Annotated in this window: 29 protein-coding genes; 9 read left to right on the top strand and 20 right to left on the bottom strand. The window is 70.4% G+C overall.

Going from position 1 to position 26,629, the window contains the following annotated elements:
- Window positions 1-190 (top strand): hypothetical protein (locus tag ABT352_RS04175; protein WP_350942361.1); only part of this gene is annotated, 190 nt, incomplete at its 5' end.
- 163 nt (window positions 191-353) lie between these two features.
- On the opposite strand, the gene xylB is transcribed toward ABT352_RS04175, so the two are convergent.
- The gene (gene xylB / locus ABT352_RS04170; RefSeq protein ID WP_350942359.1) at window positions 354-1,736 is read right to left on the bottom strand and encodes a xylulokinase; all 1,383 of its coding nucleotides are present in this window, start codon (window positions 1,734-1,736) and stop codon (window positions 354-356) included.
- On the bottom strand, window positions 1,733-2,884 hold the full coding sequence (gene xylA / locus ABT352_RS04165) for a xylose isomerase (RefSeq protein ID WP_350942357.1): 1,152 nt from the start codon (window positions 2,882-2,884) through the stop codon (window positions 1,733-1,735). Before xylA ends, xylB begins: the two co-directional genes overlap by 4 nt.
- A gap of 78 nt (window positions 2,885-2,962) precedes the next feature.
- Here xylA and ABT352_RS04160 point away from each other — a divergent pair, with 78 nt between their 5' ends.
- A complete protein-coding gene (locus ABT352_RS04160) occupies window positions 2,963-4,156 on the top strand; it encodes an ROK family protein (protein ID WP_350942355.1) in 1,194 nt (397 codons plus the stop codon).
- 178 nt (window positions 4,157-4,334) lie between these two features.
- Here the strand turns inward: ABT352_RS04160 and ABT352_RS04155 are convergent, their stop codons facing one another.
- Genes ABT352_RS04155 through ABT352_RS04145 form a run of 3 tightly spaced genes read right to left on the bottom strand, consistent with a single transcriptional unit; the run spans window position 4,335 to window position 5,744 of the window.
- The gene (locus ABT352_RS04155) at window positions 4,335-4,586 is read right to left on the bottom strand and encodes a hypothetical protein (protein WP_350942354.1); all 252 of its coding nucleotides are present in this window, start codon (window positions 4,584-4,586) and stop codon (window positions 4,335-4,337) included.
- Window positions 4,570-4,992, bottom strand: coding sequence for a hypothetical protein (locus ABT352_RS04150; RefSeq protein WP_350942352.1), 423 nt, complete (start codon window positions 4,990-4,992; stop codon window positions 4,570-4,572). The genes ABT352_RS04155 and ABT352_RS04150 overlap by 17 nt, the downstream gene beginning before the upstream one ends.
- Window positions 4,989-5,744 (bottom strand): hypothetical protein, encoded by a 756-nt coding sequence (locus tag ABT352_RS04145; protein ID WP_350942350.1) that lies wholly within the window; start codon window positions 5,742-5,744, stop codon window positions 4,989-4,991. Before ABT352_RS04145 ends, ABT352_RS04150 begins: the two co-directional genes overlap by 4 nt.
- Before the next feature lie 175 nt (window positions 5,745-5,919).
- On the opposite strand from ABT352_RS04145, the gene ABT352_RS04140 reads away from it, so the two are divergent.
- Window positions 5,920-7,218, top strand: coding sequence for a helix-turn-helix transcriptional regulator (locus ABT352_RS04140; protein ID WP_350942348.1), 1,299 nt, complete (start codon window positions 5,920-5,922; stop codon window positions 7,216-7,218).
- A gap of 425 nt (window positions 7,219-7,643) precedes the next feature.
- Window positions 7,644-7,811, top strand: a complete 168-nt coding sequence (locus tag ABT352_RS04135) for a hypothetical protein (protein ID WP_350942346.1) — start codon at window positions 7,644-7,646, stop codon at window positions 7,809-7,811.
- 148 nt (window positions 7,812-7,959) lie between these two features.
- On the opposite strand, the gene ABT352_RS04130 is transcribed toward ABT352_RS04135, so the two are convergent.
- The 12 genes from ABT352_RS04130 to ABT352_RS04075 all read right to left on the bottom strand — a co-directional run bounded on the left by ABT352_RS04130 (window position 7,960) and on the right by ABT352_RS04075 (window position 13,671).
- Window positions 7,960-8,223, bottom strand: coding sequence for a hypothetical protein (locus ABT352_RS04130; RefSeq protein ID WP_350942345.1), 264 nt, complete (start codon window positions 8,221-8,223; stop codon window positions 7,960-7,962).
- A 176-nt stretch (window positions 8,224-8,399) separates the two neighbouring features.
- Window positions 8,400-8,903 carry a MerR family transcriptional regulator gene (locus ABT352_RS04125; RefSeq protein ID WP_350942343.1) on the bottom strand — a complete coding sequence of 168 codons (504 nt, stop codon included), beginning with the start codon at window positions 8,901-8,903 and terminating at the stop codon, window positions 8,400-8,402.
- Window positions 8,904-9,255: 352 nt separating this feature from the next.
- Window positions 9,256-9,531: a type II toxin-antitoxin system VapC family toxin gene (locus ABT352_RS04120; RefSeq protein WP_350942341.1), complete on the bottom strand. Its 276-nt coding sequence runs from the start codon at window positions 9,529-9,531 to the stop codon at window positions 9,256-9,258.
- A 132-nt stretch (window positions 9,532-9,663) separates the two neighbouring features.
- Window positions 9,664-9,894 (bottom strand): hypothetical protein, encoded by a 231-nt coding sequence (locus ABT352_RS04115; protein WP_350942339.1) that lies wholly within the window; start codon window positions 9,892-9,894, stop codon window positions 9,664-9,666.
- Window positions 9,895-10,224: 330 nt separating this feature from the next.
- Window positions 10,225-10,743, bottom strand: a complete 519-nt coding sequence (locus ABT352_RS04110) for a type II toxin-antitoxin system RelE family toxin (RefSeq protein ID WP_350942337.1) — start codon at window positions 10,741-10,743, stop codon at window positions 10,225-10,227.
- A gap of 2 nt (window positions 10,744-10,745) precedes the next feature.
- On the bottom strand, window positions 10,746-11,057 hold the full coding sequence (locus ABT352_RS04105) for a hypothetical protein (protein WP_350942335.1): 312 nt from the start codon (window positions 11,055-11,057) through the stop codon (window positions 10,746-10,748).
- Between the two features lie 118 nt (window positions 11,058-11,175).
- Window positions 11,176-11,310, bottom strand: coding sequence for a hypothetical protein (locus ABT352_RS04100; RefSeq protein ID WP_350942333.1), 135 nt, complete (start codon window positions 11,308-11,310; stop codon window positions 11,176-11,178).
- Window positions 11,311-11,335: 25 nt separating this feature from the next.
- Window positions 11,336-11,593, bottom strand: coding sequence for a hypothetical protein (locus ABT352_RS04095; RefSeq protein WP_350942331.1), 258 nt, complete (start codon window positions 11,591-11,593; stop codon window positions 11,336-11,338).
- 94 nt (window positions 11,594-11,687) lie between these two features.
- Complete coding sequence (locus tag ABT352_RS04090) at window positions 11,688-12,155, bottom strand: hypothetical protein (RefSeq protein WP_350942330.1); 468 nt, start codon at window positions 12,153-12,155, stop codon at window positions 11,688-11,690.
- 84 nt (window positions 12,156-12,239) lie between these two features.
- Window positions 12,240-12,782 carry an ATP-binding protein gene (locus tag ABT352_RS04085; protein ID WP_350942328.1) on the bottom strand — a complete coding sequence of 181 codons (543 nt, stop codon included), beginning with the start codon at window positions 12,780-12,782 and terminating at the stop codon, window positions 12,240-12,242.
- 4 nt (window positions 12,783-12,786) lie between these two features.
- Window positions 12,787-12,981, bottom strand: coding sequence for a DUF5999 family protein (locus ABT352_RS04080; protein ID WP_350942327.1), 195 nt, complete (start codon window positions 12,979-12,981; stop codon window positions 12,787-12,789).
- Window positions 12,982-13,218: 237 nt separating this feature from the next.
- Window positions 13,219-13,671, bottom strand: coding sequence for a MarR family winged helix-turn-helix transcriptional regulator (locus ABT352_RS04075; protein WP_350942326.1), 453 nt, complete (start codon window positions 13,669-13,671; stop codon window positions 13,219-13,221).
- Window positions 13,672-13,743: 72 nt separating this feature from the next.
- Here ABT352_RS04075 and ABT352_RS04070 point away from each other — a divergent pair, with 72 nt between their 5' ends.
- On the top strand, window positions 13,744-14,253 hold the full coding sequence (locus ABT352_RS04070) for a VOC family protein (RefSeq protein WP_350942325.1): 510 nt from the start codon (window positions 13,744-13,746) through the stop codon (window positions 14,251-14,253).
- 159 nt (window positions 14,254-14,412) lie between these two features.
- On the opposite strand, the gene ABT352_RS04065 is transcribed toward ABT352_RS04070, so the two are convergent.
- Window positions 14,413-15,375, bottom strand: a complete 963-nt coding sequence (locus tag ABT352_RS04065; protein WP_350943537.1) for an asparaginase — start codon at window positions 15,373-15,375, stop codon at window positions 14,413-14,415.
- A gap of 410 nt (window positions 15,376-15,785) precedes the next feature.
- On the opposite strand from ABT352_RS04065, the gene ABT352_RS04060 reads away from it, so the two are divergent.
- The 4 genes from ABT352_RS04060 (at window position 15,786) to ABT352_RS04045 (ending at window position 21,231) form a co-directional block, all read left to right on the top strand.
- A complete protein-coding gene (locus tag ABT352_RS04060) occupies window positions 15,786-17,024 on the top strand; it encodes a sensor histidine kinase (RefSeq protein WP_350942323.1) in 1,239 nt (412 codons plus the stop codon).
- Window positions 17,015-17,656: a response regulator transcription factor gene (locus tag ABT352_RS04055; RefSeq protein WP_350942321.1), complete on the top strand. Its 642-nt coding sequence runs from the start codon at window positions 17,015-17,017 to the stop codon at window positions 17,654-17,656. The genes ABT352_RS04060 and ABT352_RS04055 overlap by 10 nt, the downstream gene beginning before the upstream one ends.
- A 4-nt stretch (window positions 17,657-17,660) precedes the next feature.
- Window positions 17,661-18,464 carry a DUF4097 family beta strand repeat-containing protein gene (locus tag ABT352_RS04050; protein WP_350942320.1) on the top strand — a complete coding sequence of 268 codons (804 nt, stop codon included), beginning with the start codon at window positions 17,661-17,663 and terminating at the stop codon, window positions 18,462-18,464.
- 355 nt (window positions 18,465-18,819) lie between these two features.
- Window positions 18,820-21,231, top strand: coding sequence for a GH1 family beta-glucosidase (locus ABT352_RS04045; protein ID WP_350942318.1), 2,412 nt, complete (start codon window positions 18,820-18,822; stop codon window positions 21,229-21,231).
- Window positions 21,232-21,430: 199 nt separating this feature from the next.
- On the opposite strand, the gene ABT352_RS04040 is transcribed toward ABT352_RS04045, so the two are convergent.
- Window positions 21,431-25,180: an nSTAND1 domain-containing NTPase gene (locus ABT352_RS04040; protein WP_350942316.1), complete on the bottom strand. Its 3,750-nt coding sequence runs from the start codon at window positions 25,178-25,180 to the stop codon at window positions 21,431-21,433.
- A gap of 783 nt (window positions 25,181-25,963) precedes the next feature.
- A complete protein-coding gene (locus ABT352_RS04035; RefSeq protein ID WP_350942314.1) occupies window positions 25,964-26,488 on the bottom strand; it encodes a COG4315 family predicted lipoprotein in 525 nt (174 codons plus the stop codon).
- Window positions 26,489-26,629 lie beyond the last annotated feature (141 nt).

Raw genomic sequence — 26,629 nt, 5'->3', positions numbered from 1 at the left:
CGGTCCCGGTACGCGGTCCCGGTACGCGGTCCCGGTACGCGGTCCCGGTACGCGGTCCCGGTACGCGGTCCCGGTACGCGGTCCCGGTACGCGGTTCGCCGCCTCCTGTTCGGAGGCGGCGAACCGTCCCGTGCGAACCGCGTCGGTGCGCCCGCATCCGGCCGCACTGTCGCGGATCCTCGCGGTGTGAACCACGGCCGCGTGCCCCGTGTCCGGCTACGCGGCCGTGGATCCTCGCGGTACGCGGCGCGAACCGCGTACCCGTATCGGCTGCTCCACCGCGGATCCGCGCGGTGGGAGCAGTCACGGTCGTGTGGTGGGGGCCACGACCGTGTGGTCGCCGTGTCCGTGTCTCAGCCGAGGCCGCGGACCTCGGCGTAGCGTGCCCTGACCTCGGGCGCGGGATCGGCCTCGTAGTGCTCGACCTTGCCCGCCTCCCAGGCCGGCGGCTCGTCGCCGCCGAGCAGCCAGGCGGCCTGCCTCGCCGCACCGTCGGCGACGTACTCCCCCGGCTCGGGGACGACCACCGGCCGCCCGAAGACCGCGGGGGCGATCCGCCGTACGGCCTCGGACTTCGCGCCTCCGCCGATGAGCAGCACCCTGGCCGGGTCGAGCCCGAGGGCGTCGAAGGCGTCGGCGAGATGGCAGAGCATGCCCTCCACCGCCGCCCTGGCGAGGTGCGCCGGGGTTGAGGTGGCCAGCGTCAGCCCGTGCAGCGAGCCCGTGGCGGTGGGCAGGTTCGGGGTGCGCTCGCCCTCCAGGTAGGGGACGTGGACAAGTCCTCCGGCCCCCGAGGGCGCTTCGAGCGCCAGCCTGCCGAGCTCGTCCAGACCGACCCCGAGCACCCGCGCGGCGGCGTCGAGCACCCTGGCGGCGTTGAGCGTGGCCACCAGCGGGAGGAACCGCCCCGTGGCGTCGGCGAACCCGGCCACGGAACCGGTCGGGTCGGCGATCGGGCTCTCGGCGACCGCGAAGGCCGTCCCGGACGTCCCGATCGACACCACCACGTCCCCGGGCAGGGCGCCGACCCCGAGGGCCGCCGCCATGTTGTCGCCCGTACCCGGCGCGAGCCGCACCGCGTTCGCACCGGGGACACCGGCCGCGGACCGTACCTCGCCCGCGGAGTCGCGGGGACCCAGCACCTCGGGCAGGCCCGGTAGGGTGCCGAAGGCCCCCTGGAGGAGGTCGGTCCGGTAGGCGCCGGTCGCGGGCGACCAGTAGCCGGTGCCCGACGCGTCACCTCTGTCGGTGACGAACTCCCCGCCCAGCCGCCAGGTGAGCCAGTCGTGCGGCAGGCACACCCTCGCCGTACGGTGGGCGGACTCCGGCTCGTGCTCGGCCAGCCAGCGGAGCTTGGTCACCGTGAACGACGCGACCGGCACGCTGCCGACCGCCTCGGCCCAGACCTCGGGGCCGCCCAGCTCCTTCACCAGGTCGGCGGCGGCTCCGGCGGAACGGGTGTCGTTCCACAGCAGCGCCTTCCTGACGACCTCGCCGGACTCGTCCAGGCAGACCATGCCGTGCTGCTGCGCGCCGATGCTCATCGCCTCGACGCCGTCCAGCCCGCCCGCCTGTGCCAGCGCCTCCTGGAGCGCCTGCCACCACGCCTCGGGGTCGACCTCGGTGCCCTCGGGGTGGGTCGCGCGTCCCTGGCGGACCAGGGCGCCCGTACGGGCGTCCCTGATCACCACCTTGCAGCTCTGGGTCGACGAGTCGACCCCGGCCACCAGTGTCATCCGCGGACTCCGAGGAGGTAGTCCATCGCGAGCTGGTTGAGGCGCGTGAAGTGGAAGCCGCGCGCCGCCACCGCGTCGAGGTCGAACTCGTCGCGGTTCAGGTCGGCGATCGTCTCGCCGGGGGCGAGCGTCGGCTCGGAGAGCTCGGCGACCCTGCTCGCGGCGAGCGCCTCGGCGACCTCGGGGTCGGCGCGGAACGCCGCCACCTTCTCCTTCAGGATCAGGTACGTGCGCATGTTGGCCGCGGCGGAGACCCAGACGTCCTCGGAGTCCTCGGTGCGCAGCGGCTTGTAGTCGAAGTGCCTGGGGCCGTCGTAGCCGCCGTTCTCCAGCAGGTCGACCAGGAAGAAGGCGTTCTTCACGTCGCCGTGGCCGAAGATCAGGTCCTGGTCGTAGCGGGGACCGTGCTGGCCGTTCAGGTCGATGTGGAAGAGCTTGCCGTGCCAGAGCGCCTGCGCGATGCCGTGCGCGAAGTTGAGCCCGGCCATCTCCTCGTGGCCCACCTCGGGGTTGAGGCCGACGCGCTCGGAGTGCTCAAGCTCGTTGATGAACGCGAGGGCGTGGCCGATGGTCGGGAGCAGGATGTCGCCCCGGGGCTCGTTCGGCTTGGGCTCGATGGCGAACCTGATGTCGTAGCCCTGCTCGATCACGTACGAGGTGAGCAGGTCCATGCCCTCCTTGTAGCGGCTGAGCGCGGCCTTGATGTCCTTGGCGGCCCCGGACTCGGCGCCCTCGCGCCCGCCCCAGCAGACGTAGGTGGTCGCGCCGAGCTCGGCGGCGAGGTCGACGTTGCGGATGACCTTGCGCAGCGCGTAGCGGCGGACGTCGCGGTCGTTGCTGGTGAATCCGCCGTCCTTGAAGACGGGGTGGGTGAACAGGTTCGTGGTGGCCATCGGAACCTTGAGCCCGGTCTCGGCCAGCGCCTTCTTGAAGTTCGCGATGGCCCTGTCACGGTCGGGCTCGACGGCGAGGAGGTCGTCGTCGTGGAAGGTGACGCCGTACGCGCCGAGCTCGGCGAGCCGGTGGACGCTCTCCACCGGGTCCAACGGGGCCCTGGACGCGTCCCCGAAGGGGTCGCGGGCCTGCCAGCCGACGGTCCACAGCCCGAAAGTGAAGCGGTCTTCGGGCTTGGGGGTGTAGGCGCTCATCTGCGTTCCTCCGATTTAATCCACTTTATGGACTTAATATGGATCGAGGTGGTGGGATCGTCAAGAGGTGGATGCTCCATGACACAGGCTGTACGCCACAATTCGATGCGCGCCCGCAACCTGGGTGTGGTCCTCAGCGAGGTACGCAGGAGCGGTCCGATCAGCCGGGCCGCACTGGCCGAGATCACCGGGCTGACCAAGACCACGGTGTCGAAGATGGTCGGCGACCTGATCGAGGCGGGCATGGTCGCCGAGTCCGGCGCGCTCAGGGACGGCGAGCGGGGACGGCCCGGCACGGCCGTCGCGCTCAGCGGGCAGCGGGTCGCCGCGCTCGGCCTGGAGATCAACGTCGACTATCTGTCCGCCTGTGTGGTCGATCTCACCCTCGCGGTGCGGCTCAGATATACACAGGCTGTGGACAACCGCAGTGTCTCGCCTGTGGAAACCCTGTCCCACCTGGAACAACTTGCCCACAGGGCTGTGGACGAAGCTCGCGCGGAGGGCCTCACCATCGCCGGATCGACCCTCGCGGTCCCCGGCCCTGTGGAGGACGGGCTCGTCCACACGGCCCCCAACCTCGGCTGGCACGACGTCCGCGTCTCCGAACTGCTGAACTTCCCCGTCACGCTGGACAACGAGGCCAACCTCGCCGCCCTGGGCGAGCGCTGGTTCGGCTCCGTCCCCGGCGACTTCCTGCACGTGTCGGGGGAGATCGGCATCGGCGCGGGCCTGGTGGTCGGCGGGACCCTGTTCCGCGGCGCCAGCGGCCTCGCCGGGGAACTGGGCCACGTGGTCGTCTCCCCCGAAGGCCCCGCCTGCCGTTGCGGCGGCCGGGGATGCCTGGAGCAGTACGCCGGACAGGACGCGCTGCTGAGGGCCGCCGGACTCGCCGGGGTCCCCGACGGGGTGACCACCCTGCTGGGGCGCCTCCAAGCGGGCGAGCCCGCCTCGCTGGAGGCCTGCGAACGCGCCGGCCAGGCGCTCGGCGTCGCCCTCACCTCCGCGGTGCACCTGATGGACCCGGGGACCATCGTGCTGGGCGGGGTGTTCGCCCCCCTGTTCCCATGGATCCGAGGCACCACGCACGAGACGATGACCTCGCGACTGGGCGTGATGCGCCGCGCCGTCCCCGAGCTGACCGTCTCCCGCCTCGGCGGCGACGCCGCCACCCTGGGCGCCGCGGGCCAGGTCATCCACCGGGTCATCGCCGACCCCTGGATCCACCTCGCCACCCCCGCCCCCGACCTCGACTCCCGCGCACCTCGCGGTTGAGCACTTTTCCCCTTCCCCGCGTTTCCCTCGTCTCCCCTCGTTGAGAAAGACCATCCGCGCCCTGATGAGCCGCCTGGTCGTGTCCGACCCTGCGGGCGACCCCTGGTTGTGCGCCACCGCCCGCAGGAGGTGGGGAGCGCGACGGCACGGGAGGCTGGTCGCCGTGCCGCCGCGCCGTTCATGGAGCCGTGGTCGGCTCGGTCCGGTCACCTCGGGGCCGGGTACGCCACAGGTCGAGGTCTATCTGTTGCATCCGGTCCCACAGTTCGGCGGCGCTGGTGGCGTGGACCGTGCGGCACTGGGCCGGGTCGGTGCACTCCCAGGCTTCGAACCGGCGAAAGCGCAGGCTCCAGATGACGCACCAGGTGGGGGCGTGATCCTGTACTTGCCGGGCGGCGCGTGCGGCGTCGGCGTCAGCGCGGGACAACATGCTCTGCCGGGGTCGTGTCGGTGAGTAGTGGTAGTTCGCTCTCCAGGAGGCCGGCGGCGGGGCGGACGCGCAGGATCCGGTAGTGCGCGGCGAGGCGTTCGGCGGCTGTGGCCGGGTCTGAGGCGGCGCTGAGCAGGTGGTCGCCGAATCGGTCGAGTACGGGGCTGGTCCACCAGAATCTCTCGCCGTCGCTGTAGGCGAGCAGGCCGAGGAAGACGGAGACGATGGCGTTGCCGGAGCGCAGGTGGTGGATGTCGGCTGAGACGCCGTGCACCTCGTTGAGGATGGTGGCGAGGTCTTGGGCTCGTGCTACGGCCTGGGTGTGGGGTGGTGGCGCGACGGCGGGGATGTGGGAAGGAGCCGCGCCGCCGCGCCTGCTCATGGGGTCGCGTGGGGTGGTGTTCATGCCGCGACCTGCTGTCGGCGCTCGTGACAACTGGGCTCGTGACAACTGGGCTCGTGAGGGCTGGGTGCGGGGGCGTTTGGGAAGTAGCGGACTTGGCCGGAAGTGAGGGCGGGGTTGGGCCAGGAGGTTTGGTGTTGGTGGTCGGGAGGGGCCGGCAGCAGGGTGAGCGGCGGCCGGGTGGGCGGTTGGCTCATGGTCGGGGGTGGAGTGCTGTGCTCGGGGGCGCGGGCCGCGATGCGGGCTCGGCGGCGGGCGAGGGGGTCGCGGGCGAGCGCGAGGCGGGTCGCGCGGTCCTGTCCGGACTCGACCGGCCGGGGTGCGGGACGCCGGGCGACACGGGCGTCGTCGCGGCGGGGTGGTGCGGCAGCGGGCCGCACGGTTGGGCGAGGGGTGGGGTGTGGTGTCCGCATGGGCGGTGGCGCGGGCGCGGCGGGAGCGTCCGGGATGGAGGCGGGTGAGGTGGAGTGGCGGGGCGCGGGCACCAGGGGGATGACCTCGGCGGGCGCCGTGGTGACGGGCCGCTCGACGAGAGGGAAGGGTCGCGTGCCGGTGCGGCGCGCCTCCAGGCGCATCGCCATCAGCGCACCGGTCGGCTGCGCGTACTCGTGATCGCTGGGTCGGCCGGGGCAGCCGTGGGCGTAGGGGGCGTGTCCGCACTCGGCGCAGCCCATCGGCAGCGGCGGCACGTCGGCGAAGCAGCGGCAGTCGTTCGCCGCAGTCCGGTCGAGAACCGGAGCATTAAAGTTGTTCACGGGTCAGGACTCATTTCCTGATCAAGGAGCCCGTCCTGGCGCGCGATGCCATGGGCGGGCTCCGCCTTTTCATGGGGGCTCCATGAAAACGCTCCGTGACCACTCCGCAACAGAGGATACTTTGGATGAGGGGGGGATATCCCCCCCTCATCCCCTGTGCCTTTGAGGTGCGCACATGAACGATCTTCCTGTGTGGGCCGTTCGATTGCGCGAAGAGCGGCAGTCGCGTGAATGGTCCTTGAAGGACATGGCTCGGCGGTTGATCGACGCCGCCGGCGGCCGTACCAGGGAACACCTGCCGACTCAAGAATCATTGACCCGCATGGTCCGCGCCTGGGAAGCCGGTAAGCATCGGCCGAACGAGCCTTATCCTGCGCTGCTCGCTCAGATCTTCGAGGTTCCCGAGAGGGAGTTGTTCGCAAATCCACCGAATGCCGATGAATTGGTGATGCCATCCGAGGGTATTTTCATCCGGAAGGCACCAGATGGAGACGACATGGAACGTCGAAGGCTTTTACAGATTGCCGCGGCCAGTGCCGGAATTGGGATATTTGGCGTCTCCGGTGAGCCGGTTCGCCAACTCCTCGAACTGTCCCTCGACCATGGTTTCCGAAGCGGCGAGGAGTGGGAGATATCCGCCGCCGACCACCTGCACGCGCTCCGCACCAGGCCGCCCGCACAGGTGGCGGCCGATCTCATCATCGACCTGCTCACGGTACGGCGGCAGATGGAGGTGTCATCTCCCGCCGAGGTGACCGAGCTACAGCGAACCCTGGCCGTGCTCGCCAGCATTCACGCCAACGCGCTGACCCGCCTGGGTGACCATGGAGCCGCTGTCCGTTGGTGGCGTACCGGACGAAGCGCCGCCGACGCCTCCGGGGACCGGGAGGTGCGTCTCCTGGTCCGCTCAGAGGAGGCCGGGCACGGGCTCTATGGGCAGCGCGCCCCGGAGACGGTCATGCGCCTCGTCGGCAACGCGGAGCAGGTCGCCGGCGGTCTCTCCGTCGACTTGCTGACCACCCGGGCGAAGGCCCTCTCGCTGCTCGGCAGACATGCCGAGGCGCGTGAGACGTTGGACGCCGTTGTCGAGCTGACGGAGAAGGGGGACCGCGGGGATTCGCTCGGCTTCTGGAAAGAGAACCAGATCTACTTCACACAGAGCTGGGTCCATGCCGGTGCGGGCGACGAGGCCAGGGCGGGCACAGCCCGGGAGAACGTGCTCAGGTTGACCTGCAATTACCAGTACCAGGCCAACATCGCTCTGCACGAGGCGCTCTGCACGGTCGTCCAGGGCGCGACCGACGAGGGGGTCCGCCGAGCAGCGACGGTGATAGACCCTCTCCCTGTCGCATACCGCAGCAACCACATCATCGAGACCGGACGAATGCTGCTGCGCGCCATCCCGCTCGACCAGCAGGACCGCCCGGCCGTCGGCGAGTTCCGTGAAGTTCTGTCCACCAAGGTCGCAACATAGTCGCCGGTGGACAACCACCGCCGCCGAGGACGCATTCGGCGCGATCTGCGTAGGGGATCCCGATCCCGACTGGATCACCTACTTCGACGCGGCCGCGCACGCGAACGCCCCCTGGGCAGATGCCTTCCCTGGCTCTGGAGACGGCCTGGGACGCCACAGAGGCCGAACCGTTGCGCGGCGCGATCCGCCGGCGCCGAAAGAGGAGAGTCGGCTGCTGGTCGCTTATGGCCGCGAGTTCACCCGCTCCCGCCCCTACATTTTGGCCGAGCTGACCGCTGCCTCCGGAATGTCGGTCTCCGGAGGCGCACCGCCTACAGCCACGGCCAGGGCGCCACCGTCGCCGAAGCGATCAGCCGATGTAGAACGAACAGAGGAGCAGGAAGGAAAAGAGTAGTCAGGACAATGCGCGACGAGGGGAAGAGCACATGGGATGGTCGAGACCTTCGGTCGAGCGGCACCTGCGGGCTCGGCTCGGTCCCGTGACCCGGCTGCGCCGCCTGACCAGCAGTCCGCGCTCGCGCGTGTGGCGCGCCGAGATGGACGGAACCGCCGTAGTGATCAAACAGGTCGTCGGCGGCACGGACTCCGATTGAGCTTCCCCCAGTAGTCCGGACATCGGCGGTGTGTCATCAGTGTCCGGCGGCCGGTGAAATCCGGGCCAGGCCTCGCCGGAGGTCAGTCCGACGGGGCAGCTCACACCGGTGCCGCTCGGCGTGCAACGGCCGTTAAGTCCGGAGTTTGTCAGCTTGGGCGCTTACGCCGACGAGGCGGCTTGGCGAGATCACGGCAACGAGTCACCAGATCATCTATTTCCGGCAGGTTCGGATCCGCGCCGCCGTCGTCACAACAGGCGGGCTTGGTACGCTCACCCACCGGCGGCGCGTCCAGCCCGCACACCTCCCACAGCGAGGTATAGACATCGTGCGTCCGGTTGCGCTCATCATGGGGTCCCAGCATTAGAACCCATGCGTGACCCGGCTCTTTGAAGGCGACCACGACGCGCATGGCGCCTCTCAGATGCTTGACGCACAGCCGACTCACCGGGAGTTCCCCCGTGAGCCGATATCCAAGGGCCGCGCAACCGCGCACTTCCAGATCACCGACAAAAGCGACAAATGACCCTGAGATCTGCTCCGCGCAAGGTCTCAGCGTGCTTCTCCGCGAGAACCGAGAGATAGACCTCAGTCTTCACCGGCGGTCAGCTCCGAATTCTTGGAACTCCACTCTGCCCTGATCTCTCGCCACGGACGGCCCTCGCCCTGTTGCATCTGCCGAAGACCGTCGGTCAGCTGATCGCTCTCCAGAAGCTCCCGGTCCTGCAGGCGCTGCCAGACCGCCTCGACCAGATTCCGGGTGCGGCCAGCCTGGCGTAGATCCTGGACGAGCGTTGCCACGGTGTACAGACGCTCGGCTTCAAGCATCAGGCGGGGCCTTCCCCTGACCGGGACGAGTAGCCCTTCCTTGGCCCACGCGCGAACCGTCTTCTCGTCAACACCGAGAATCTTCGACGCGATCGTCGCCCGCACCGGCTCGGCGTGAGCGAGCAGATCCTGGACGACCTCCCGGACCGTGTCACGGGTGCCGGTCTCACGAGTGCTGGCGGCCACCTCGTCCAGCCGTTGTGCCTGCTCGAACAAGAGCAGCGCAGCCCGCTCCTCGATCTCTTTTCTGCGAGGAGCCTGCACTGTGGCACCCGTCTCACAATCACTCTGCGGCGGGAGCGTCCGATGCTTTCGCTTCTTAGCCGTTCCGGCTGAAGCCTTCCGAGGCCTGGCATCGGTCACGAGGATGGTTCTCCTTCCCTCTTCAGGGTACTCCCTGTTTCAGGCCCAAAACCGGGAGTCAGGCTTTGATCTTTCGGCAAGACGGGTCACCTAGCTTGACGTTGGTGCCACCGGCGTCGCAGTAGCCGTTCGGCACCTGAACAGGTCTTGCCGGTGGTAGCTCAAGGCCCGTCTGGCAGGCGCCCTACTGGGATGGGGCACCTAGCTTGACGTTGGTGCCTATCAACGCGATGTAGCCGGTGGCATGGAGCGGTCAGCCGGGCACCAGGGTGAAGGCGGTGACATGCGCGGGCCGCACCACGGAGAAGTCCCTGGTGTCCAGGGTGAACACCTCGGCGATGCGAAGACGCTCGGCGACGGCGACCACCGAGGCGTCCGCCGATCCGAGAGGAAGGTCTGAATAGCGCTCTACCAGGTCGGCGATACGGTTGAGGTCATCGTCTGTGAGATCGACCAGGGCGAAGATTCCGGATCTCAGCGAGCGCAGGAATCCGGCCTCCACCTTGGCTCCGCCGATCTTGCCGAGCATGTAGGAGACCTCACGCCGGAACGAGGAGTTCGCGTCGTTCTCTGCGAAACTGGTTGAACATCTCTACACAGACATCGTGCCTGCGGTCATTTCGGATGGCAGCGGCGACGATGGGGCCGGTGTCAACAACGATCACACTTCGTGACCATACCCCTGGCGCAGGAGATCCTCAGTGCGTTCGGCGATGTCGTCCCGCCCGGTGGTCACCGATCCGAACCAGGAAGGAGGCCACTCCTGACCCGACTCACCCTCACCGGAGTGGACGAGACGCAGGGTATGCGCGCGCACCTCATGGAGCTGGTCCGGCGTCAGTCGATCGACCAGCCGATGCATGTCCTCGTATTCTTCAGGAGCAGCGGTCATAGCCGGAGTCTACGCCAACCCGGCCGGAAAGCACCGATCTACCAGCGCACTTGCCCCGAAGCGATGCGTTCAGGTCCTGTCGCCTGAAGCGATCGGCTTCGTCGACTCTCCGGATCGACGAAAGGATGACAGCAAGCTCGCGCTCGGAAACCCGGTGCAAGCCGTGCCGGTGAAGTCGACGCCACTCCTCGGTCGGGACCAGACCCGTCTGGCAGGCGGCCCATTCGGACGGGTCACCTAACTTGACGTTGGTACCGCCGAGCTCGCAGTAACCCAGCACCGAATAGCTCTCGCCGTGCATGGCTCCAACCCGTGAACGGCGACTGCGGGCTAACGTGGCCCCGAGCGAAACTCCGTCCAGAGATCGACGGCTTCCTCCAGGTCCAGTGCCGCCACATCCTCACGGGCCATGCCGACTGTGTAGATCAACCGATTGGCGAGCCAATCAGGAACCGGCTCCCGTGCAGGCACCTCATCGATGTGAATGTGATCGGTCAGAGTTCCTAGGCGGTCGATGACCTCGCCAAGGCGGACGACATCGGGACGCGAACCGCCGGCCGCCCGGACTCGTGCCTTGGCCTCGGCGTAGACCTCCGCGTCGGCCCTCTCGCCGACTGCCCAGATCTCACAGATCTCGACCGCCTTGTCATCGGTGATCCGATAGACGACCCGCCAGGTGTTCCGGCCGACGACAAGCTTGCGAAATCCGGTGAGCTCCCCGCCTAGCGGGTAACCAGCCTCGGGGTTCTCCAGCAACAGAAGGATCTTTTTCAGGACCTTGGGCACTGCGTCCGGGCCGATCCTGCGGAGATCGTCAACGGCCGGGTCGGTGAATACGACGTCGGACACCGCTACTCGTCGTCATCCGGAAGCGCGGCCAGCGACTCACGTGTGTGCCCGAAGGCGGAAAGGACATCATCGATCGACGTCCGTCGCCCGCTGTCGGTCGCCGCCCGCACAAGAACCAGCGCCAGATCCCGCAGATCGGCCGCAGCCTCTTCCAGCTCGTTGAGGCGCCGCATGCTCACGACCGCCGCGACCGGCTGATGCCGGCGGGTCACCACCAGATCCGCCCCCTGCTCCGCATCAGCCACCAGACGAGCCACCCCTCGCTGCGCCGCCTCAGTGACCGTGAGCTTGGTCGCATCATGGAGAACAGTCATGCAAAAACTATATAGGAAACTATACAGAACGACAATCACCGAACCGCGTCGCAGGCCGTCGTAGCCAAACGGCCTGCGCCTGAAAGATCGGCAGAGCCCATGGGCAGCACGCGAAGAGCTACTCCTCGGTCGGGACCAGACCCGCCTGGCAGGCGGCCCACTCGGACGGGTCACCCAGCTTGACGTTGGTGCCGCCGATGCCGCAGCGGCCACCAGGGTTCGGGAGGCTGCCGCGGTCCGGACAAGAGATCACCTGATCGGCTCCCCGCCCTCGGGCTTCAGGCGTCGGTGTCCTTCGGGTGCCGGGGGGAGGCGTAGACGATCCAGACGGTGTGAGTGGCGTCATCGATGACATAGCGGACGCGCCCGCCGCTGGTGACCTCGAACTCCCACTGCTCCAGGTCCCTACCGTTGTGACGATGAGTCGCGAGGTCGCCGCGTAGGCGATGTTGCCGCTCGTGATCCGCCCGTGAGCGCGGATCGGCGCGCAGTGCCTCGAAACATCGGCGTGTGTTGCCCAGGGCGTGGCGGCACAACTCCTCCCACCCCCTGACCGCGTCACCGGTACCGAACCGGATGTCCCATTCGTCATCCGGAGGGGGACCGTGACCCGGTCGCCCCGCTTTGGGCTCACGCTGAGACCTCTACCGCTCCGTAGTCGCCGCTTGTGGCCTTGCGAGCCTGGGCGTAATGGGCGGGGTCGGCCTTGATCCGAGCGGTCGCCCGCCAGCCCGCGATGACTTCCTGCGTGGTGACATCGACATCGAGTTCGGCGGCGTCGGAGAGCGCCTCCACCAGTTCGAGGGTGAAGGCGCGCAGTTCGGTGGAGGTGAGGTGGCGCACCCAGGGGAAGACCTCGGGCATGGCGATGACCAGTGTGCGGGCGGTCGGATCGTGCTTGATGAGGGCGAGGAACAGGCGGGATGCCGTGGCCAGGGTCTGCTCGCGCCGATCCTCACGATCAACGGCGGTCAGGTAGAAGTCTGGGGCGTCGCGGTGGGTGACGCGTACTCGTCCGAGGCGCGCGGCGCGTTCGGCGACGGCTCGGGGGTTTCTCGACAGGTCCGAGAAGGTGACGGCGTCGGCGTTACTGCTCACCCTGCCATCGTAAGTCAGAACACATTCTGAGGTCGGTGGACCGGAGAAGGAGCCTCGCACGATCGTCTCGTCGCGGATGGACGGTCAGGAAGCCTGGCGCGCCTGATGGGCGGGCAGCTCGAACCAGACGGCCTTTCCGTACTTTCTCGTGCGCGTGCGGCCGGTGCCCCAGGACCGGGACAGGGTGTCGACGAGGAACAGCCCGCGACCGTTCTCACCCTCGTCGGATTCCTCGCGCACCTGGGGGAGGGATGGATCTTCGTCCTCGACCTCGCAGCGCAGCGTGCCCTCCCGGCAGGAGAGGGTGACGACCGGTGCTCCCCGCCCGTGGAGCACGGCGTTGGTGACCAGCTCGCTGACGAGCAGTTCCGCGATGTCGCTCTCCCCCGTGCATCCCCAGTCGTCGAGCTGGGTTCGGACGAGGCGCCGCGCCAGGGGCGTCGAGGAGATGGCGGGCGACAGCGTCCAGGAGACCCGCCGGACGCGCGCCGCGCGGGCGGCTCGGATCACCGGCTCGCCGAGCCCGCGCAGGAGGCGCCGCCATCCCGGCGGACGGACGTTTCCCGGTCGGGCCGGAGAGACCGGCCGGCCGGGTGCCGTCTGCTTGGTCGCGGAGCCCTGACGCATGAGCTCAGGCCGCCTGGGCATAGGAACCCCGGTGAGCCGGGATGCTGCGTCCGTCGGGCAGAAGCTCGCCGTTGTCCTCGAACAGCACCACACCGTTGCAGAGGAGTCCCCACCCCTGCTCGGGGTGGAAGGCCACCAGGCGGGCCGCGTCGTGGTCAGGAGCGTTCGCGGATGGGCACTGAGGCTGGTGCTGACACATGGCCGTTACCTCGATCCTTGACTCTCGCGGGAGAGTCTTCGGGAGCCACCGCTTCCGGATTGACGTTCATCGTCGGCTTTTCCGGTCCGGTGAGCTGCTTTCACCCCCTACGATGCCGCGCCCGCCGCCCGCTGTCTGCGCTGGCAGCACCCGTTTCCGCCCCATGCCAACGACCCCCCTGGCATACCTGCTAACCGCAATGCCCAAGCAAAGCCCCACCCCTGTCGGCGTATTCGGCTACGAGGGGTCCTGGGCGGGGAGGATCGCGGTGCAGATCTCTCGTAGTTGGCGGAGCTGGTCGGGGGTCAGGCGGTCGAAGAGGGTCTGTCGTACGACCTCGACGTGCCCCGGGGCGGCGGCGGTGAGGGCGGCGAAGCCCTCGTCGGTGAGGATCGCCCAGCTCACGCGCTTGTCGGCGGCGCACGGCTCGCGTCGCACCCAGCCGCGTTCCTCCAGCCGTTTCACCGCGTGGGACAGGCGGCTCTGGGAGGAGTTGACCTCCGCCGCCAGCTCGCTCATCCGCATCATGCGCTCGGGTGCCTCGGAGAGCTTCACCAGCACGGCGTAGTAGGCGTGTGGCATGCCCGAGTCTCGCTGCAGCTGCCGGTCCAGCTCCTCCAGGACGAGCTGCGAGGCGGCCATGTAGGCGCGCCAGGTGCGCTGCTCGTCGTCGTCCAGCCATCGCGTCACGGGGTCATCTTACTTGAGCTCTCAATGAAACGGAGGTAATGTACTTGAGAGTTCAAGTTTTTGGGAGGAACCATGCCGGTCCAGCGACTCAACCACGCCGTTCTCTTCGTCCGCGACGTGGAGCGCAGCGTCGCCTTCTACCAGGAGGCGCTCGGCTTCAGGACGGTCATGGGCATGCCGGGCGCCGCGTTCCTTCAGGCCTCGGGATCCAGCAACGACCACGACCTCGGCCTCTTCGAGGTCGGCGCGCAGGCGGGCCCCACGGGGGCCGGGCGATCGACGGTCGGCCTCTATCACCTCGCCTGGGAGGTCGACACCCTCGCCGAACTGGAGCGGATCGCCCTCAAACTCGGCGAGCTCAACGCCCTCGTCGGCGCCTCCGACCACTCCACCACCAAGGCCCTGTACGCCAAGGACCCCGACGGGCTGGAGTTCGAGGTCTCCTGGCTCGTTCCCGCCGACCTTCTCACCGAGGAGACGCTGAACGGGCGCTCCCGCATCAAGCCCCTCGACATCGCGAGGGAGAAGGAGCGGTACGGCGCAGAGACGCGTGGCGGCCTCGGGGTCTCGATCCCCGCCTGAGCACTCCCGGTGGCGCGGGGAAGAGAAGGGTGATCCGGTGAAGGCCTCCCCAGCCCTTCACCGGATCACGGACTTCGCATCCACCGACGTGCCCGCAAAGTCGGGCGATACTCCCCTTTTTCGTGTTTTTTACCTATCCATATATCCCCTCACCGAGGGTCACAGCCTGCCGAACCAGTCGCGTACGGCGTCGATCCCGCCGGTCCCGAGCGCGACCATCAGCGCGTACCGCGCCTTCGAGGGCGCCAGGCCGCGGGCGCCGATCGCCCCGACGCGAGCGGCGAGCCCCGCCCCCGGGCGCAGTTCGTCGAACGGGGTCGCGTGGGTGCGGCACCTCGACGCGACGACCACCGGGATCCCCCACTCCGTCAGCTCGGCGATCGTCGTGAAGAGCTCGACCGGTACGTTGCCCAGCCCGGTCCCCTCCAGCACGACGCCCTGTGCCCCCGCGTCCACGACGGCGGTGAGCGACGCGGGACCGATCCCCGGATAGGTCTTGATCAGGGCCACGTCCGACGCGGGGTCCCCCACGAACGCGGGCGGCCGGGGCGGCGGGGCCGACAGCGGCTCGACCCGGCCGCCGACCACCCGGCCCAGCACGGGGAAGGTGCCCGACGAGAACGCCGCGACGCTCGTGGCGTCGACCTTGGTGACCCAGCGGGCCGCGTGGATCTCGTCGTTCACGCACACGACGGCCCCGGCACCGCGCAAGGCGCCGTCGGCGGCGGCCGTGATGGAGGAGGCGAGGTTGCGCGGCCCGTCCGGGGACAGCTCGTCCAGGGAGCGCGTGGCCCCGGTCAGCACGATGGTTCCGCGCTCCGCCGCCCGGCCCGCGAGCAGGTCCACGAGATAGGCGGTCTCCTCCAGCGTGTCGGTGCCGTGCGTGATCACGACGCCGTCGAACCCGCGCTCCAGGACGGCCGAGCGTGCCCTGCGGGCCAGGTCCAGCATGGTCGAGGTCGACATGTCCCAGCTGGGCTCCGCCATCACGTCCTCGACCACGACGTCCGCGGCGATCGCGCCGGGCGGGAGTGCCCGCAGGAGCTCGGCCCCGGACGAGAACCCCGGGCGGCCGGGCGCGTAGGAGTAGGCGATGAGATCGCCGGTCGCCAGCAGCAGCACACGCTTCAAGGCGCGGTCCCTTCGATGGGCCGTGTTCGGGTCTCCTCCATTTATAACCCAGGACTACCCCCATTGGGGTTATCTTCAAGGTCGCGCGATGCCGGGAGAGGTCGTCGGGGGTAGATGCCTTTGACGCGGCTGGACGCGGAGGCGTACGAGGACGTACGAGGACGTACGAGGGCCGCCAGAAAGACCGGTGCGGGAAACCGTCAAGGGGCCGCACCGGCGGGGACCGCTGAAGGAGCGGCACCGGAAGGGACCACCGAGGGGACCGCACCGGAAGGGGCCGCCAAGAGAACCACCGAGGGAGCCGCGCCGGAAGGGGCCGCGCCGAAGGTGGGGTTTGCCCTACCTTTTTCTGGGATACCTCGCCCCTGTGTCCCGGCCGTCCCGATCTCTACCGTGGTCGTATGACCGCCATCGAGATGACCACCCCCTGGGAGAGGATCAGCGCCCACTGGTCCGCACGGACCTGGCTCCGCACCGCGCACCTGGTGGTGGGGGCACCGATCGCCCTGCTGGGCGCGTGGACGATCCTGGCGCTGGTGGCGGCGTCGGTGCTGCTGGTGTGGACCGTGGTGGTCCCCGTGGTCGCACTGCTGCTGTCCTTCGTGGTCGTCCGGCTGCTCACCCGGGTGCAGCGGTCCCGGTTCGCCGCCTTCCTCGACGTCGACATCCTCCCGGTCGCGCGCCGCCCCCTGAGCATGAACCCGTTCAGGCGGCTGGTTCAGGAGGCGAGGACGCTGAGCACCTGGCGCCGGCTCGGATACCACCTGCTCGCCCCGCTGATCAGCGGCATCGGCGCCTTCTCCGTCGTCGGGGCGTGGGCGGGCGGCCTGGTCACCGCCGCACTCGCCGTGCGGTACTGGGCGCTGGAGGAGAGCTGGCGGAGCGTGGCGTTCGTCCTCGTCTCGGGGACCCTGTTCGTCGCGGCGCCGTGGGTGGCCCGTGGGTTCGCGCTGCTGGACGTGATCGCCGCCGAGGCCCTGCTCGGGCCCAGCCTGAGCGACCAGCTGGTCCAGCGGGTCGAGACGTTGCAGGAGAGCCGGGCCGAGGTGGTCGACGCCGCGGACGCCGAACGCCGCCGCATCGAGCGGGATCTGCACGACGGCACCCAGCAGCGGCTGGTCTCGCTCGCGATGAACCTGGGCATGGCCCGCGCCACCCTCACCGACCTGCCGGAACCCGCACGCGAGGTGATCGTGCAGGCGCACGAGGAGGCGAAGCAGGCCCTCAAGGAGCTGCGCGACTTCGTCCGGGGGCTGCACCCGGCCGTGCTCAACGACCAGGGCCTGGACGCGGCGCTGTCCGGCCTCGCGGTGCGGGCGCCGTTCCCCGTACGGCTGAGCGTCGACATCGCCGAACGGGTCTCTCCCACGATCGAGGCGGTCGCGTTCTTCGTCGTGTCCGAGTCGCTCACCAACATCGCCAAGCACGCGGGGGCGTCCTGCGCCGAGGTCGTCGTCGAACGCGTCGGTGACCGCCTCCACGTGGCCGTCGGCGACGACGGCCACGGCGGTGCGGACCCCGACGCCGGGACCGGCCTGCGCGGCCTCGCCCGCCGGGTCGGTTCCGTGGACGGCATCCTGTACGTCGACAGCCCGCTCGGCGGGCCGACGACGATCAAAGTGGAGCTGCCGTGCGCGTAGTGCTCGCCGAGGACTCGGTGCTGCTGAGGGAAGGGCTCGTCCGTCTGCTCGGCTCGGCGGGCATCGAGGTCGTGGCCGCGGTGTCCGACGCCGAAGGGCTGCTGCGCGCCGTGGACGAGCATGTCCCCGACCTCGTCGTCACCGACGTGCGGATGCCGCCCTCGCACACCGACGAGGGCCTGCGCGCGGCGCTCGTGCTGCGCCGCCAGCGGCCGACGCTCGCGATCCTCGTGCTCTCCCAGTACGTCGAGGAGCGCTACGCCACCCAGCTGCTGTCCACCGCGACCAGCGGGATCGGCTACCTCCTCAAGGACCGGGTGGCCGACGTCGAGGAGTTCCTCGACGCGCTGCGCCGGGTCGCCGCCGGAGGCACCGCCCTCGACCCCGAGGTGGTCGCCCAACTGCTCCTGCGCAGGCACAGCGACCCGCTGGACCGGCTCACCCGCAGGGAGCACGAGGTGCTCTCACTGATCGCCGAGGGCCGCTCCAACACCGGGATCGCCGAGGCCCTGGTGGTCTCGGAGAGCGCGGTCGGCAAGCACATCAACAACATCTTCACCAAGCTCGATCTCTCCGGCGCCGACAAGGACCACCGCCGGGTACTCGCCGTCCTGCGATTTCTGAGGGTTTGAAAGCATGCCGATACGAAACAACGTGCGGATCGCCTGGCTGGTCGCGGGCGGTGCGCTCACCGCGCTCGCCGTCGCCTTCACCACCATAGGGGCGTGGGCCGAGATCACGGCGCCCCGCCGGACCACCGAGACCACAGCGCGGTCCTGGGCGCTCACCGCGCCGGGGATCGTCGTGGAGAGCGCGAGTCACGTCAATATCTCGGTCGCGCCTGGAGCGGTGAAGCGGCTGGACCTGGAGCGGATGCTCTCCTGGGCCGGGGACCGGCCCGTGGTCACCGAGGAGTGGGACGGGCGGACGCTCAGGCTCGACGTCCGCTGCCCCGGCGTCGACCGTCCCGGCGACCCCGCCTGCCAGGCCGACTACATCCTGCGCGTACCCGCCGCCACCGACGTCGAGGTGAAGTCCCGCCGCTTCGGGACCCTCATGGCGAGCGACATCGACGGTGACCTGCGCCTCTCCACCACCGTGGGCGACGTGATCGTGGACGGTACGAAGGGCGATCTGTGGGCACGGACGCGGACGGGGAACGTGATCGGCATCGACCTCGGGTCCACGAAGGCCGACGTCGAGACCGGTACGGGAGACGTCGACCTGGGGTTCACGGTCCCGCCCGGCGACGTCGGCGCCGTGGCGAGGACGACCGGCGACGTGAGGGTGAGGGTGCCGGACGGAGAGGAGTACCGGGAGGGCTACGACGTGCGGACCGGCCCGGGGCACGCGGTCGTCGAGGTGCGGCGCGACCCGGCCGCACCTCGTCGGATCACCGCTCTGACCGGGAGCGGTGCGCTGCACATCTTCCCGTTCTGACCCATCCCCTGGCCGGAAAAGGACGAACCGTACATCCTCCCGCCCTGACGGGTAGGGGCGAGCCACTCATCCTCCCCTTCTGTCCCATCCCCCTGACCGGCGGGGACGAGCCACGCATCTTCCCCTTCCGATCCACCCCCCTGGCCGGAAGGGGACGAACCGTACTCCCTTCCCGTCCTGGTCCACCCTCTCCCCCTAGAGTGGGAGCGTTCCCACGCATTGGGGGAACCCTCTCGACGCCGGGCCGCGACCGTGCTCATGATGGCGGTGGAACGCTTCCACCGACCGGGACGACGGCGACCCGCCACCCCGCGCGTTCCGGCAGTCGCGAGAACCGACGGGGGGTTTTCGAAGCATGACCGTAACGACCATCTCGGCCCGGGGCGAGACCCTGGCCTTTCCCCAGGGCTTCGTCTGGGGGGCGGCGACCGCCGCCTACCAGATCGAGGGCGCCGTGCGAGAGGGCGGGCGCGGACCGTCGATCTGGGACACGTTCTCCCGCACGCCCGGAAGGATCGCCGACGGCCACACCGGCGACGTGGCCTGCGACCACTACCACCGTTACGCCGACGACGTCCGGATGATGGCGGAGCTGGGCCTCGGCGCCTACCGCTTCTCGGTCGCGTGGCCCAGGATCCAGCCGTCGGGCTCCGGGCCCGCCGTCGCCGACGGGCTCGACTTCTACGACCGGCTGGTGGACGAGTTGCTCGCGGCCGACATCGCGCCGTACGTGACGCTCTACCACTGGGACCTCCCTCAGGCGCTGGAGGATCGGGGTGGGTGGACCGACCGCGACACCGCCTACCGCTTCGCCGACTTCGCGCGCATCATGCACGACCGGCTCGGTGACCGCGTCGGGACGTGGATGACGGTGAACGAGCCGTGGGTGTCGGCGGTGCTGGGGTACGGCATCGGCATCCACGCGCCGGGCCGCGCATCGGCGGCGGAGGCCTTCCGCGCCTCCCACCACCTCCTGCTCGCCCACGGGCTGGGCGCCCAGGTGCTGCGCGAGGCGGGCGCCCGCGAGATCGCCCTCACCCTGAACCTCACGCCGGTGATGACGCCCGGCCAGGTGAACGACCCCGACCTCGTCCCCTCCGCCGAGGACGCCGAGGCGGTGGAGCGGGTCGACTGCCTCATCAACCGGCAGTTCCTCGACCCCGCCCTGCGCGGGAAGTATCCCGACCCGGCGCTCGCCATCATGGAACGCATGGGCGGGATCGACCACATCCGCGACGGCGACCTCGAAACGATCAACCAGCCCGTCGACCTGCTCGGGATCAACTACTACACCCCCTGCGTCGTACGGTCCCGGCCGGGCGAGCCCGCCAACGCCGCCTACCCCGGCAGCGAGGACATCCTGTTCAGCGGCGCCCACGCCCCGACGACGGCGATGGGCTGGGCGATCGTGCCGACCGGACTCTCCCAGCTGCTCACCCGGCTCTCGCGCGACTACCCCGAGGTCGGCCTGCTCGTCACCGAGAACGGCGCCGCCTTCGACGACGTGGTGGAGGACGACCGCGTGCACGACACCGACAGGACCGCGTTCTTCGAGAGCCATCTGAGAGCGGCGCACGCCGCGATCGAGGCAGGCGCCGACCTGCGCGGTTTCCTGGTCTGGTCGCTGATGGACAACTTCGAGTGGGCCGAGGGCTACCACAAGCGCTTCGGGATCGTGCACGTCGACTTCGAGACGCAGCGTCGGCTGCCCAAGGACAGCGCGCTGTGGTACCGCGAGGTGATCCGGCACAACGGGCTGCACCGCGAGCGCGCCAAGCGTCCCACCCTGGAGGCGGTCGCGGCCCGCGCGGGCGTGTCGAGGTCGACCGTCTCCCGGGTGATCAACGGTGAGGGCACGGTCAGCGACGAGTTCCGCGCCATCGTGATGAACGCCGTGAACGAGCTGGGCTACGTCCCCAACTCGGCGGCCCGCAGCCTGGTGACCCGGCGCACCGACTCGATCGCGCTCGTCGTCTCCGGCTCCCCCGCCTCGGTCAGGGCCGACGACCCGCTGTTCTCCGCGATCGTCCGCTCGGTCACCGGGGAGCTGGAGGATTCGGGCAAGCGCGTCACCCTCATGCTCGCCGACTCGTCGGCCGGTCGGCTCCGGGTGGAGCGGTACGCCGCCTCGGGGCACGTCGACGGGGTGGTGCTCGTGTCCACCCGGGGCAGCGACCCGCTGCCCGCCGCGCTGGCCCGCACGGGCGTCCCCGTCGTGTCACTGGGCAGGTCCGCGATGGAGACGCGGATCTCGTACGCCGACATCGACAACGTGGGCGGTGCCGCCTCGGCGGTGAGACACCTCCTCGACCGGGGACGGCGGCGGATCGCCGCGATCTCCGGGCCCCCGGACGCGATCGGCGCGGGGGAGCGGCTTGAGGGATACCGCAAGGCGCTGCGCGACACCGGGCACCGGTCGATCATCGCCGTCGGCGACCTCACCCTCGCCTCGGGCGCGGAGGCGATGCGCCAGCTCCTGCGCGACGATCCGGCGCTCGACGCGGTCTTCGCGGTGGGCGACCTGATGGCGATCGGCGCTCTGCGGGTGCTGAGCGAGTCGGGACGGCGGGTGCCGCACGACGTCGCGATCGTGGGGTTCGACGACATCGAGGCCGCCTCCTACACCGTGCCCGCGCTCACCACGGTGCGCGTGCCCACGAAGGACCAGACACGGGTGGCGGTGCGCCTGCTTCTCCGCCAGATCGACGGCGGGCCCATGTCGTCGACGATCCTGCCCACGGAGCTGGTCGTCCGGGAGTCCACCTGAGCTGTTCGAGACGCCAGACGTACCCGACGCGCTGACCGCGAGCCGCGTCCGGCGGCCCGCGCCCCGGACGCGCCTCGCGGACCGGGGCGGCTCGCGGACCGGACGCGCCCCGGCCGCGCCTCGCGGACCGGGGGCGCCTCGCGGACCGGGGGCGCCTCGCGGACCGGGGGCGCAGGGACGCGGGCGGGAGGCCCGACGGTCAGCCGGGGGTCTGGAGGAGGACCTTGCGCTCGTCCGCGGTCAGCTCGCGGACGGTGCGGTCGCGGGCGAGCTCCAGAACCTCCTCCATCGGGCCGCACACGTCGCACCGCCAGACCCGGACGGTGGCGTCACCGTGCGTGGTGACCAGGTGGCGGCCGTCGCGCCCGAACCCCACGCTCTCGACGGAGGCGCCGTACCCCTGGAAGACCACGGGCTCGCCTCGGCCCGCGGCCGTCCAGATCCTGACGGTGTTGTCGTTGCCACTGCTCGCCACGTGCAGCCCGTCGGGACTGAAGGACACGCTCCACACCAGACCCTGATGCCCGCGCAACACCACCGGCTCGCCGCGTCCCGAGACGTCCCACACCCGGACCGTGCCGTCGTTGCCTCCGCTCGCCACGTGCAGCCCGTCGGGACTGAAGGACACGCTCCACACCAGACCCTGATGCCCGCGCAACACCACCGGCTCATCGTGTCCCGAGACGTCCCACACCCGGACCGTGCCGTCCTCACCCGCGCTCGCGACCCGCCGCCCGTCCGGGCTGAACGCGACGTACCTGACCACTCCCCGGTGGCCGCGGAGCACGAGCGGCTCCCCTGCTCCCGAGGCGTCCCAGACGCGGGCCGTGCCGTCGTTGCCGCCGCTGACGACCCGCCGCCCGTCCGGGCTGAACGCGACGCTCCACACCATCCCGAGGTGACCGCGCAGGAGCACGGGCTCCCCGCGCCCCGAGGCGTCCCAGACGCGGACCACGCCGTCCTCCAGCGCGCCCGCCACCCGCCGCCCGTCCGAGCCGAACGCGACGTCGAGGACCTCCCCGCCCTTCGGACGCAGCACGACCGCGTCGCCCTCGCCGGTGACGTTCCCGACGCGGACCGTACCGTCGCTGCCGGCGCTCGCCACCCGCCGCCCGTCCGGGCTGAGATCGGCGCTCCACACCTCCCCGGTGTGACCGCGCACGATCGCGGCGTCACCCGCCGCCGTCACGTCCCACATCCGTACGGTGCCGTCGTCGCTCGCGCTCGCGAGCGTGCGGCCGTCCGGGCTGAACGCGGCGCTCCACACGGTGCCCCGGTGCCCGCTCAGCACCAGGGGGGCGATGGAGCCGCCCGCGCCCCAGACGTGGACCGTGCCGTCGTTGCCGACGCTCGCGATCCGCCCGTCACGGCCGAACGCCACCCCCTCGACGGTGCCGTCGTGCCCGCGCAGGACCTTGGAGGTGCCGTCGTGCCCGCCCGCGCCCGCACCGGGCACCTCCCACGTCCGCACGGTACCGTCGGTGCTCGCGCTCGCCAGGCGGTCGCCGTCCGAGCTGAACGCCACGCTCTCCACCGAGTTCTCGTGTCCGCGCAGCACCGTGGGCCGCTTTTCGCCCTCCGGGTCCCACAGCCGTACCGTGCCGTCGCCGCCCCCGGTGACCAGGCGCCTGCCGTCAGGGCTGAACGCCACCCCCAGGACCCGCCCCTCGTGCCCGCGCAGGACCTTCGGCGCCCCGCCGTCGGCGAGGTCCCACACCCGCACCGTGCCGTCGTTGCCGGCGTCGGCCAGGCGCCGCCCGTCGGGGCTGAAGGACACGTTCCACACCGCTCCCTCGTGTCCTCGCAGAACCTCGGGCGCCTCCGCACCCGTCAGGTCCCACACCCGCACCGTCCCGTCGACGCCCCCGGCGGCCACGTAGCGTCCGTCGGGGCTGAACACCGGGTTCCACGCCTCGCCGTCGTGTCCCCGCAGCACGACCGGATCGTCCGGTGACAGGCCCCGACCGTTCACCTTCCACACCCGTACGGTCCCGTCACCGCTGCCCGTGACCAGGAGGCGCCCGTCAGGGGAGAAGGAGGCACCGCAGACCTTGCCGCCGGCGACGGGCAGGACGAAACCCACCCGGGAGTCGACGACGGCCTGCCTGAGGACCGAGGCGGCCTCGACGGTGTGGCTGACCTCGTACGCCCGCCGGGCCAGCAGCAGGCCGAGCTGGGGATCGAGCTGGAGCCTGCCGCGGGCGTCGGCGGCGAGCTGGCGGGAGTAGGCGAGCTCCTGGCCGTGCTGTGCCCGGTCCGCCAGGACGAAGGCCATCACGGCGAGCGCGCAGACCACCACTCCGACCACCGTCGTGCCGATCAGCGCCAGCCGGACCCGCCTGCCGCTCGCGGCGCGCTCACGGGCCTCGCGTGCCCGCGCGGCCTCCAGGAAGGCGCGCTCCAGGTCGTTGAGCCGGTCGAGTTCGCGGCCCTCCCAGGCGGTCAGGCGCATCCCCCGGTAGAGAAGCTCGTCCTCGCGCCCGTGCTGCCCCCACTCCGCGGCGGCCTCGGTGAGCCGCCGGTGAAGACGGACGAACTCCCGGTCCTCGGCGAGCCAGCCCCGCAGCCTGGGCCAGGAGCGGATGACCGCCTCGTGCGCCACCTGGACGCTGTCCTCGTCGACGGTGAGCAACCGGGCCTCGGTGAGCCTGCTCAGCACGGTCGCCACCGCCGTACCGTTCGGGCCGGAGAGCAGCTCGTCGGGGGCGACGCGGCGGCGGGTGTCCTCGGTGCCCTCGCCAAGCGCCGTCAGGCGCAGGAACACGTTCTTGACCAGGTGGCGCTCCCCGTCGCCGAACTCGCCGTAGACCCGCTCGGCGCTCTGCGCGATGGCCCCCTGGATGCCCCCGGCCGCGCGGTACCCGGTGAGCGTCATCGCGTCGCCCTTGCGCCGCTTCCACGTCTCCAGCAGCGCGTGCGAGAGCAGCGGCAACGCCCCCGGCTCCGTACGGCAGTCGCCGAGAATGGCCTCGACGAGCGCCCGGTCGACCCTGAGCCCGGCGCGGGTCGCCGGTCCGGTGACCACCTGCCGCAGATCGTCGTCGTCCATGGGCCCGATCAGCAGCTGCCGGTCGCGCAGCGCGGCCACCAGCGGCGGATGTTCCGCGCACCTGGCGTAGAAGTCCGCGCGAACCCCCAGCACCACCCGCGCCCGGTCGCCGCCGTCCGCCGCGGCGAGCAGCCAGTCGAGGAAGGCAACCCGTTCCCGCTCGTCGCCGCAGAGCGTGAAGACCTCCTCGAACTGGTCGACCACGATCACGGCACGCGCCGACCTCGGCCGTCCCTCCAGCAGCTGCCCGACGTCGAGGCGGGCGTTCGCGTGCCCTGCCGTCAGCCCCGCGTGGAGTGAGGAGGCGCTCACACTCATCGCGTTCGCCAGGCCGATCGCGAGCTCCTCCAGCGGATGCTCGCCCGGGGTCAGCAGCAGCGTCGGCCACGCCTCGCTCCCCGGCAGCGCTCCGCCCCACAGCGTCGGCAGGAGCCCCGCGCGCAGCAGCGACGACTTCCCGCTCCCCGACGGGCCGAAGACCGCCAGCAGGGAGGTGCTCTCCAGCCGCGCGCACAGCTCGGCGACCAGGTCCTTCCTGCCGAAGAACCGGTCGGCGTCACCGGGGTCGAAGGTCACCAGCCCCAGGTACGGGGCGTCCTCGCCCTCCTTGGCCCGCTCGGCGGCGTCCGCCGAGGCGAACTCCGCGGCCAGCGTCCGCCATCGCCTCTCCCAGGCCGCGGGGTCGCCGCCGCACGCCTCGACGTAGGCGAGGGTGACCGCGAGCGTGGGGAAGATCTCCCCTCCGGCCGCCTCCGACAGTGCCGTCACCGAGTAGTGCGCGCGCCGGGACAACTCCCGGTAGCTCGGCTTTCCCGCTGCCTCCCGCAACTGCCGTAGTTCTGACGCGAACCGCTGAAGTGGGCTCGCGTCGGGATCGAGTGCCCTTTCGGGTCGCCCCATTCAGCCCCCGCCGGCATGCGATCGTCGTTGTCTTCTCCAGCAGATCAATTCTGGACAAGTCGAGATGCAACCATGCCCGGCCTTACGGGTCCAGGGGTTGGGCCGAATCGCCGGATCGGCACCCGTCGAAAACGACGTCGCCGAGGAGGCCCCGCCGGGAGGCACACCCCCGCACCGGCCCCAGAGAAAACGATGCGGGGGTTCTCGTGCCGTCCTTTCGGTATCGCTCACGCGCGATCCGACGGCGAAACGCCGGCCTCTTCGTTCCCCGTGGAGGCTCGGCGTCCGAGCACCGTCCGGGGTGGTTCCGGCCTGCGGACCGGAGCCACCCCGGGCGGAATCAGGTGGTTCTGGGGAGTGACGCGCGTCGCCCTGGCACGTTCCCCATCACGGGCCGCTCACGGCGGCCGGGCCGTACTCCCCCTGTTCTAGCGCTTCCGGCTTTGTCCAGCACAGATCTCGCGAACTAGACAAACAACGTGTACCCGCGGGGCGAGACGGTCCGGGCCGACGAGACGGTCCGCACCTGCGGGACGAGACGGTCCGGGCCCGATGAGCGTCCCGGCGGGCGTGCGACGGCCCGGGCGGGGCGAGTCCCCCGCCTCGCGGGCGGGCTCGGCCGCCCCGCCCGGATCGGCTCGGTCATGCCTCTGTCGGCTCGGTCGCGCCTTTGTCAGGTCGGCTCGGCCGTGCCCTTCCCGAGTCGGCCCGGTGGCGTCTCCGTCGGGTCGGCCCAGTCGCGCCTTTGTCAGGTCGGCTCGGCCGTACCCCTCCCGAGTCGGCTCAGTCGTGAGCCTTCTTCCCCTTGGCGTTGACCGCGTACCACTCGCCGCCGAAGCCGTCGACGTCATGTCCCTTGATCTCGCCGGCCTCGGTGTCCTTGGCGAAGTAGTAGAGGGGATGGCCGTTGTAGGTCACCTGCGTCGTACCGTCCTCCCGCTCGGTGGTGCCGAGCAGGTCCGCCTTGACGCCCTCACCCGCCTCCGGCGTCCCGTCCGTGACGTACGGCGGCCACGCCCGCGCGCAGGCGTCGGAACACGACGACTTCCCGTCCTTGTCCTTGTCGAAGAGGTAGAGCGTGCGCCCCTCCTCGCCGACCAGAACCTTTCCGATCTTCGTCTCACCCAGTTCGACCTTGGCCCTGGTCGCCTCCGAGGGCGAGAGCGAGTCGGAGGGTTCCGGCGAGGTGGGTGACGCTTTGACCTGGTCCGCGACGATCGGCTCGGTCGCACTCCCGTCGCCGGCGCCGCCGCACCCCGCGGTGAACACGCCGAGCGCGAGCACGCCGGCATGAAGTAACTTCCTCATCTCCGTCCCTCCAGGCAAGCAGTGCCATTACTCCTGGACAGGAGACACGCTGCGACCCCGACTGGAGGGCGCGACACGGACCCCCTTGGCAATCCTTTGCCCGCCCTTGCGAGATCCGTCCCACGCCCTGCCTCTCGCCGA

Source organism: Streptosporangium sp. NPDC000563 (assembly GCF_040299985.1).
In the GTDB taxonomy this organism is placed as follows: Bacteria; Actinomycetota; Actinomycetes; order Streptosporangiales; family Streptosporangiaceae; genus Streptosporangium.
The sequence above is the reverse complement of the archived record's forward strand: the minus strand, read 5'-3'. Positions and strand labels throughout refer to the sequence as shown.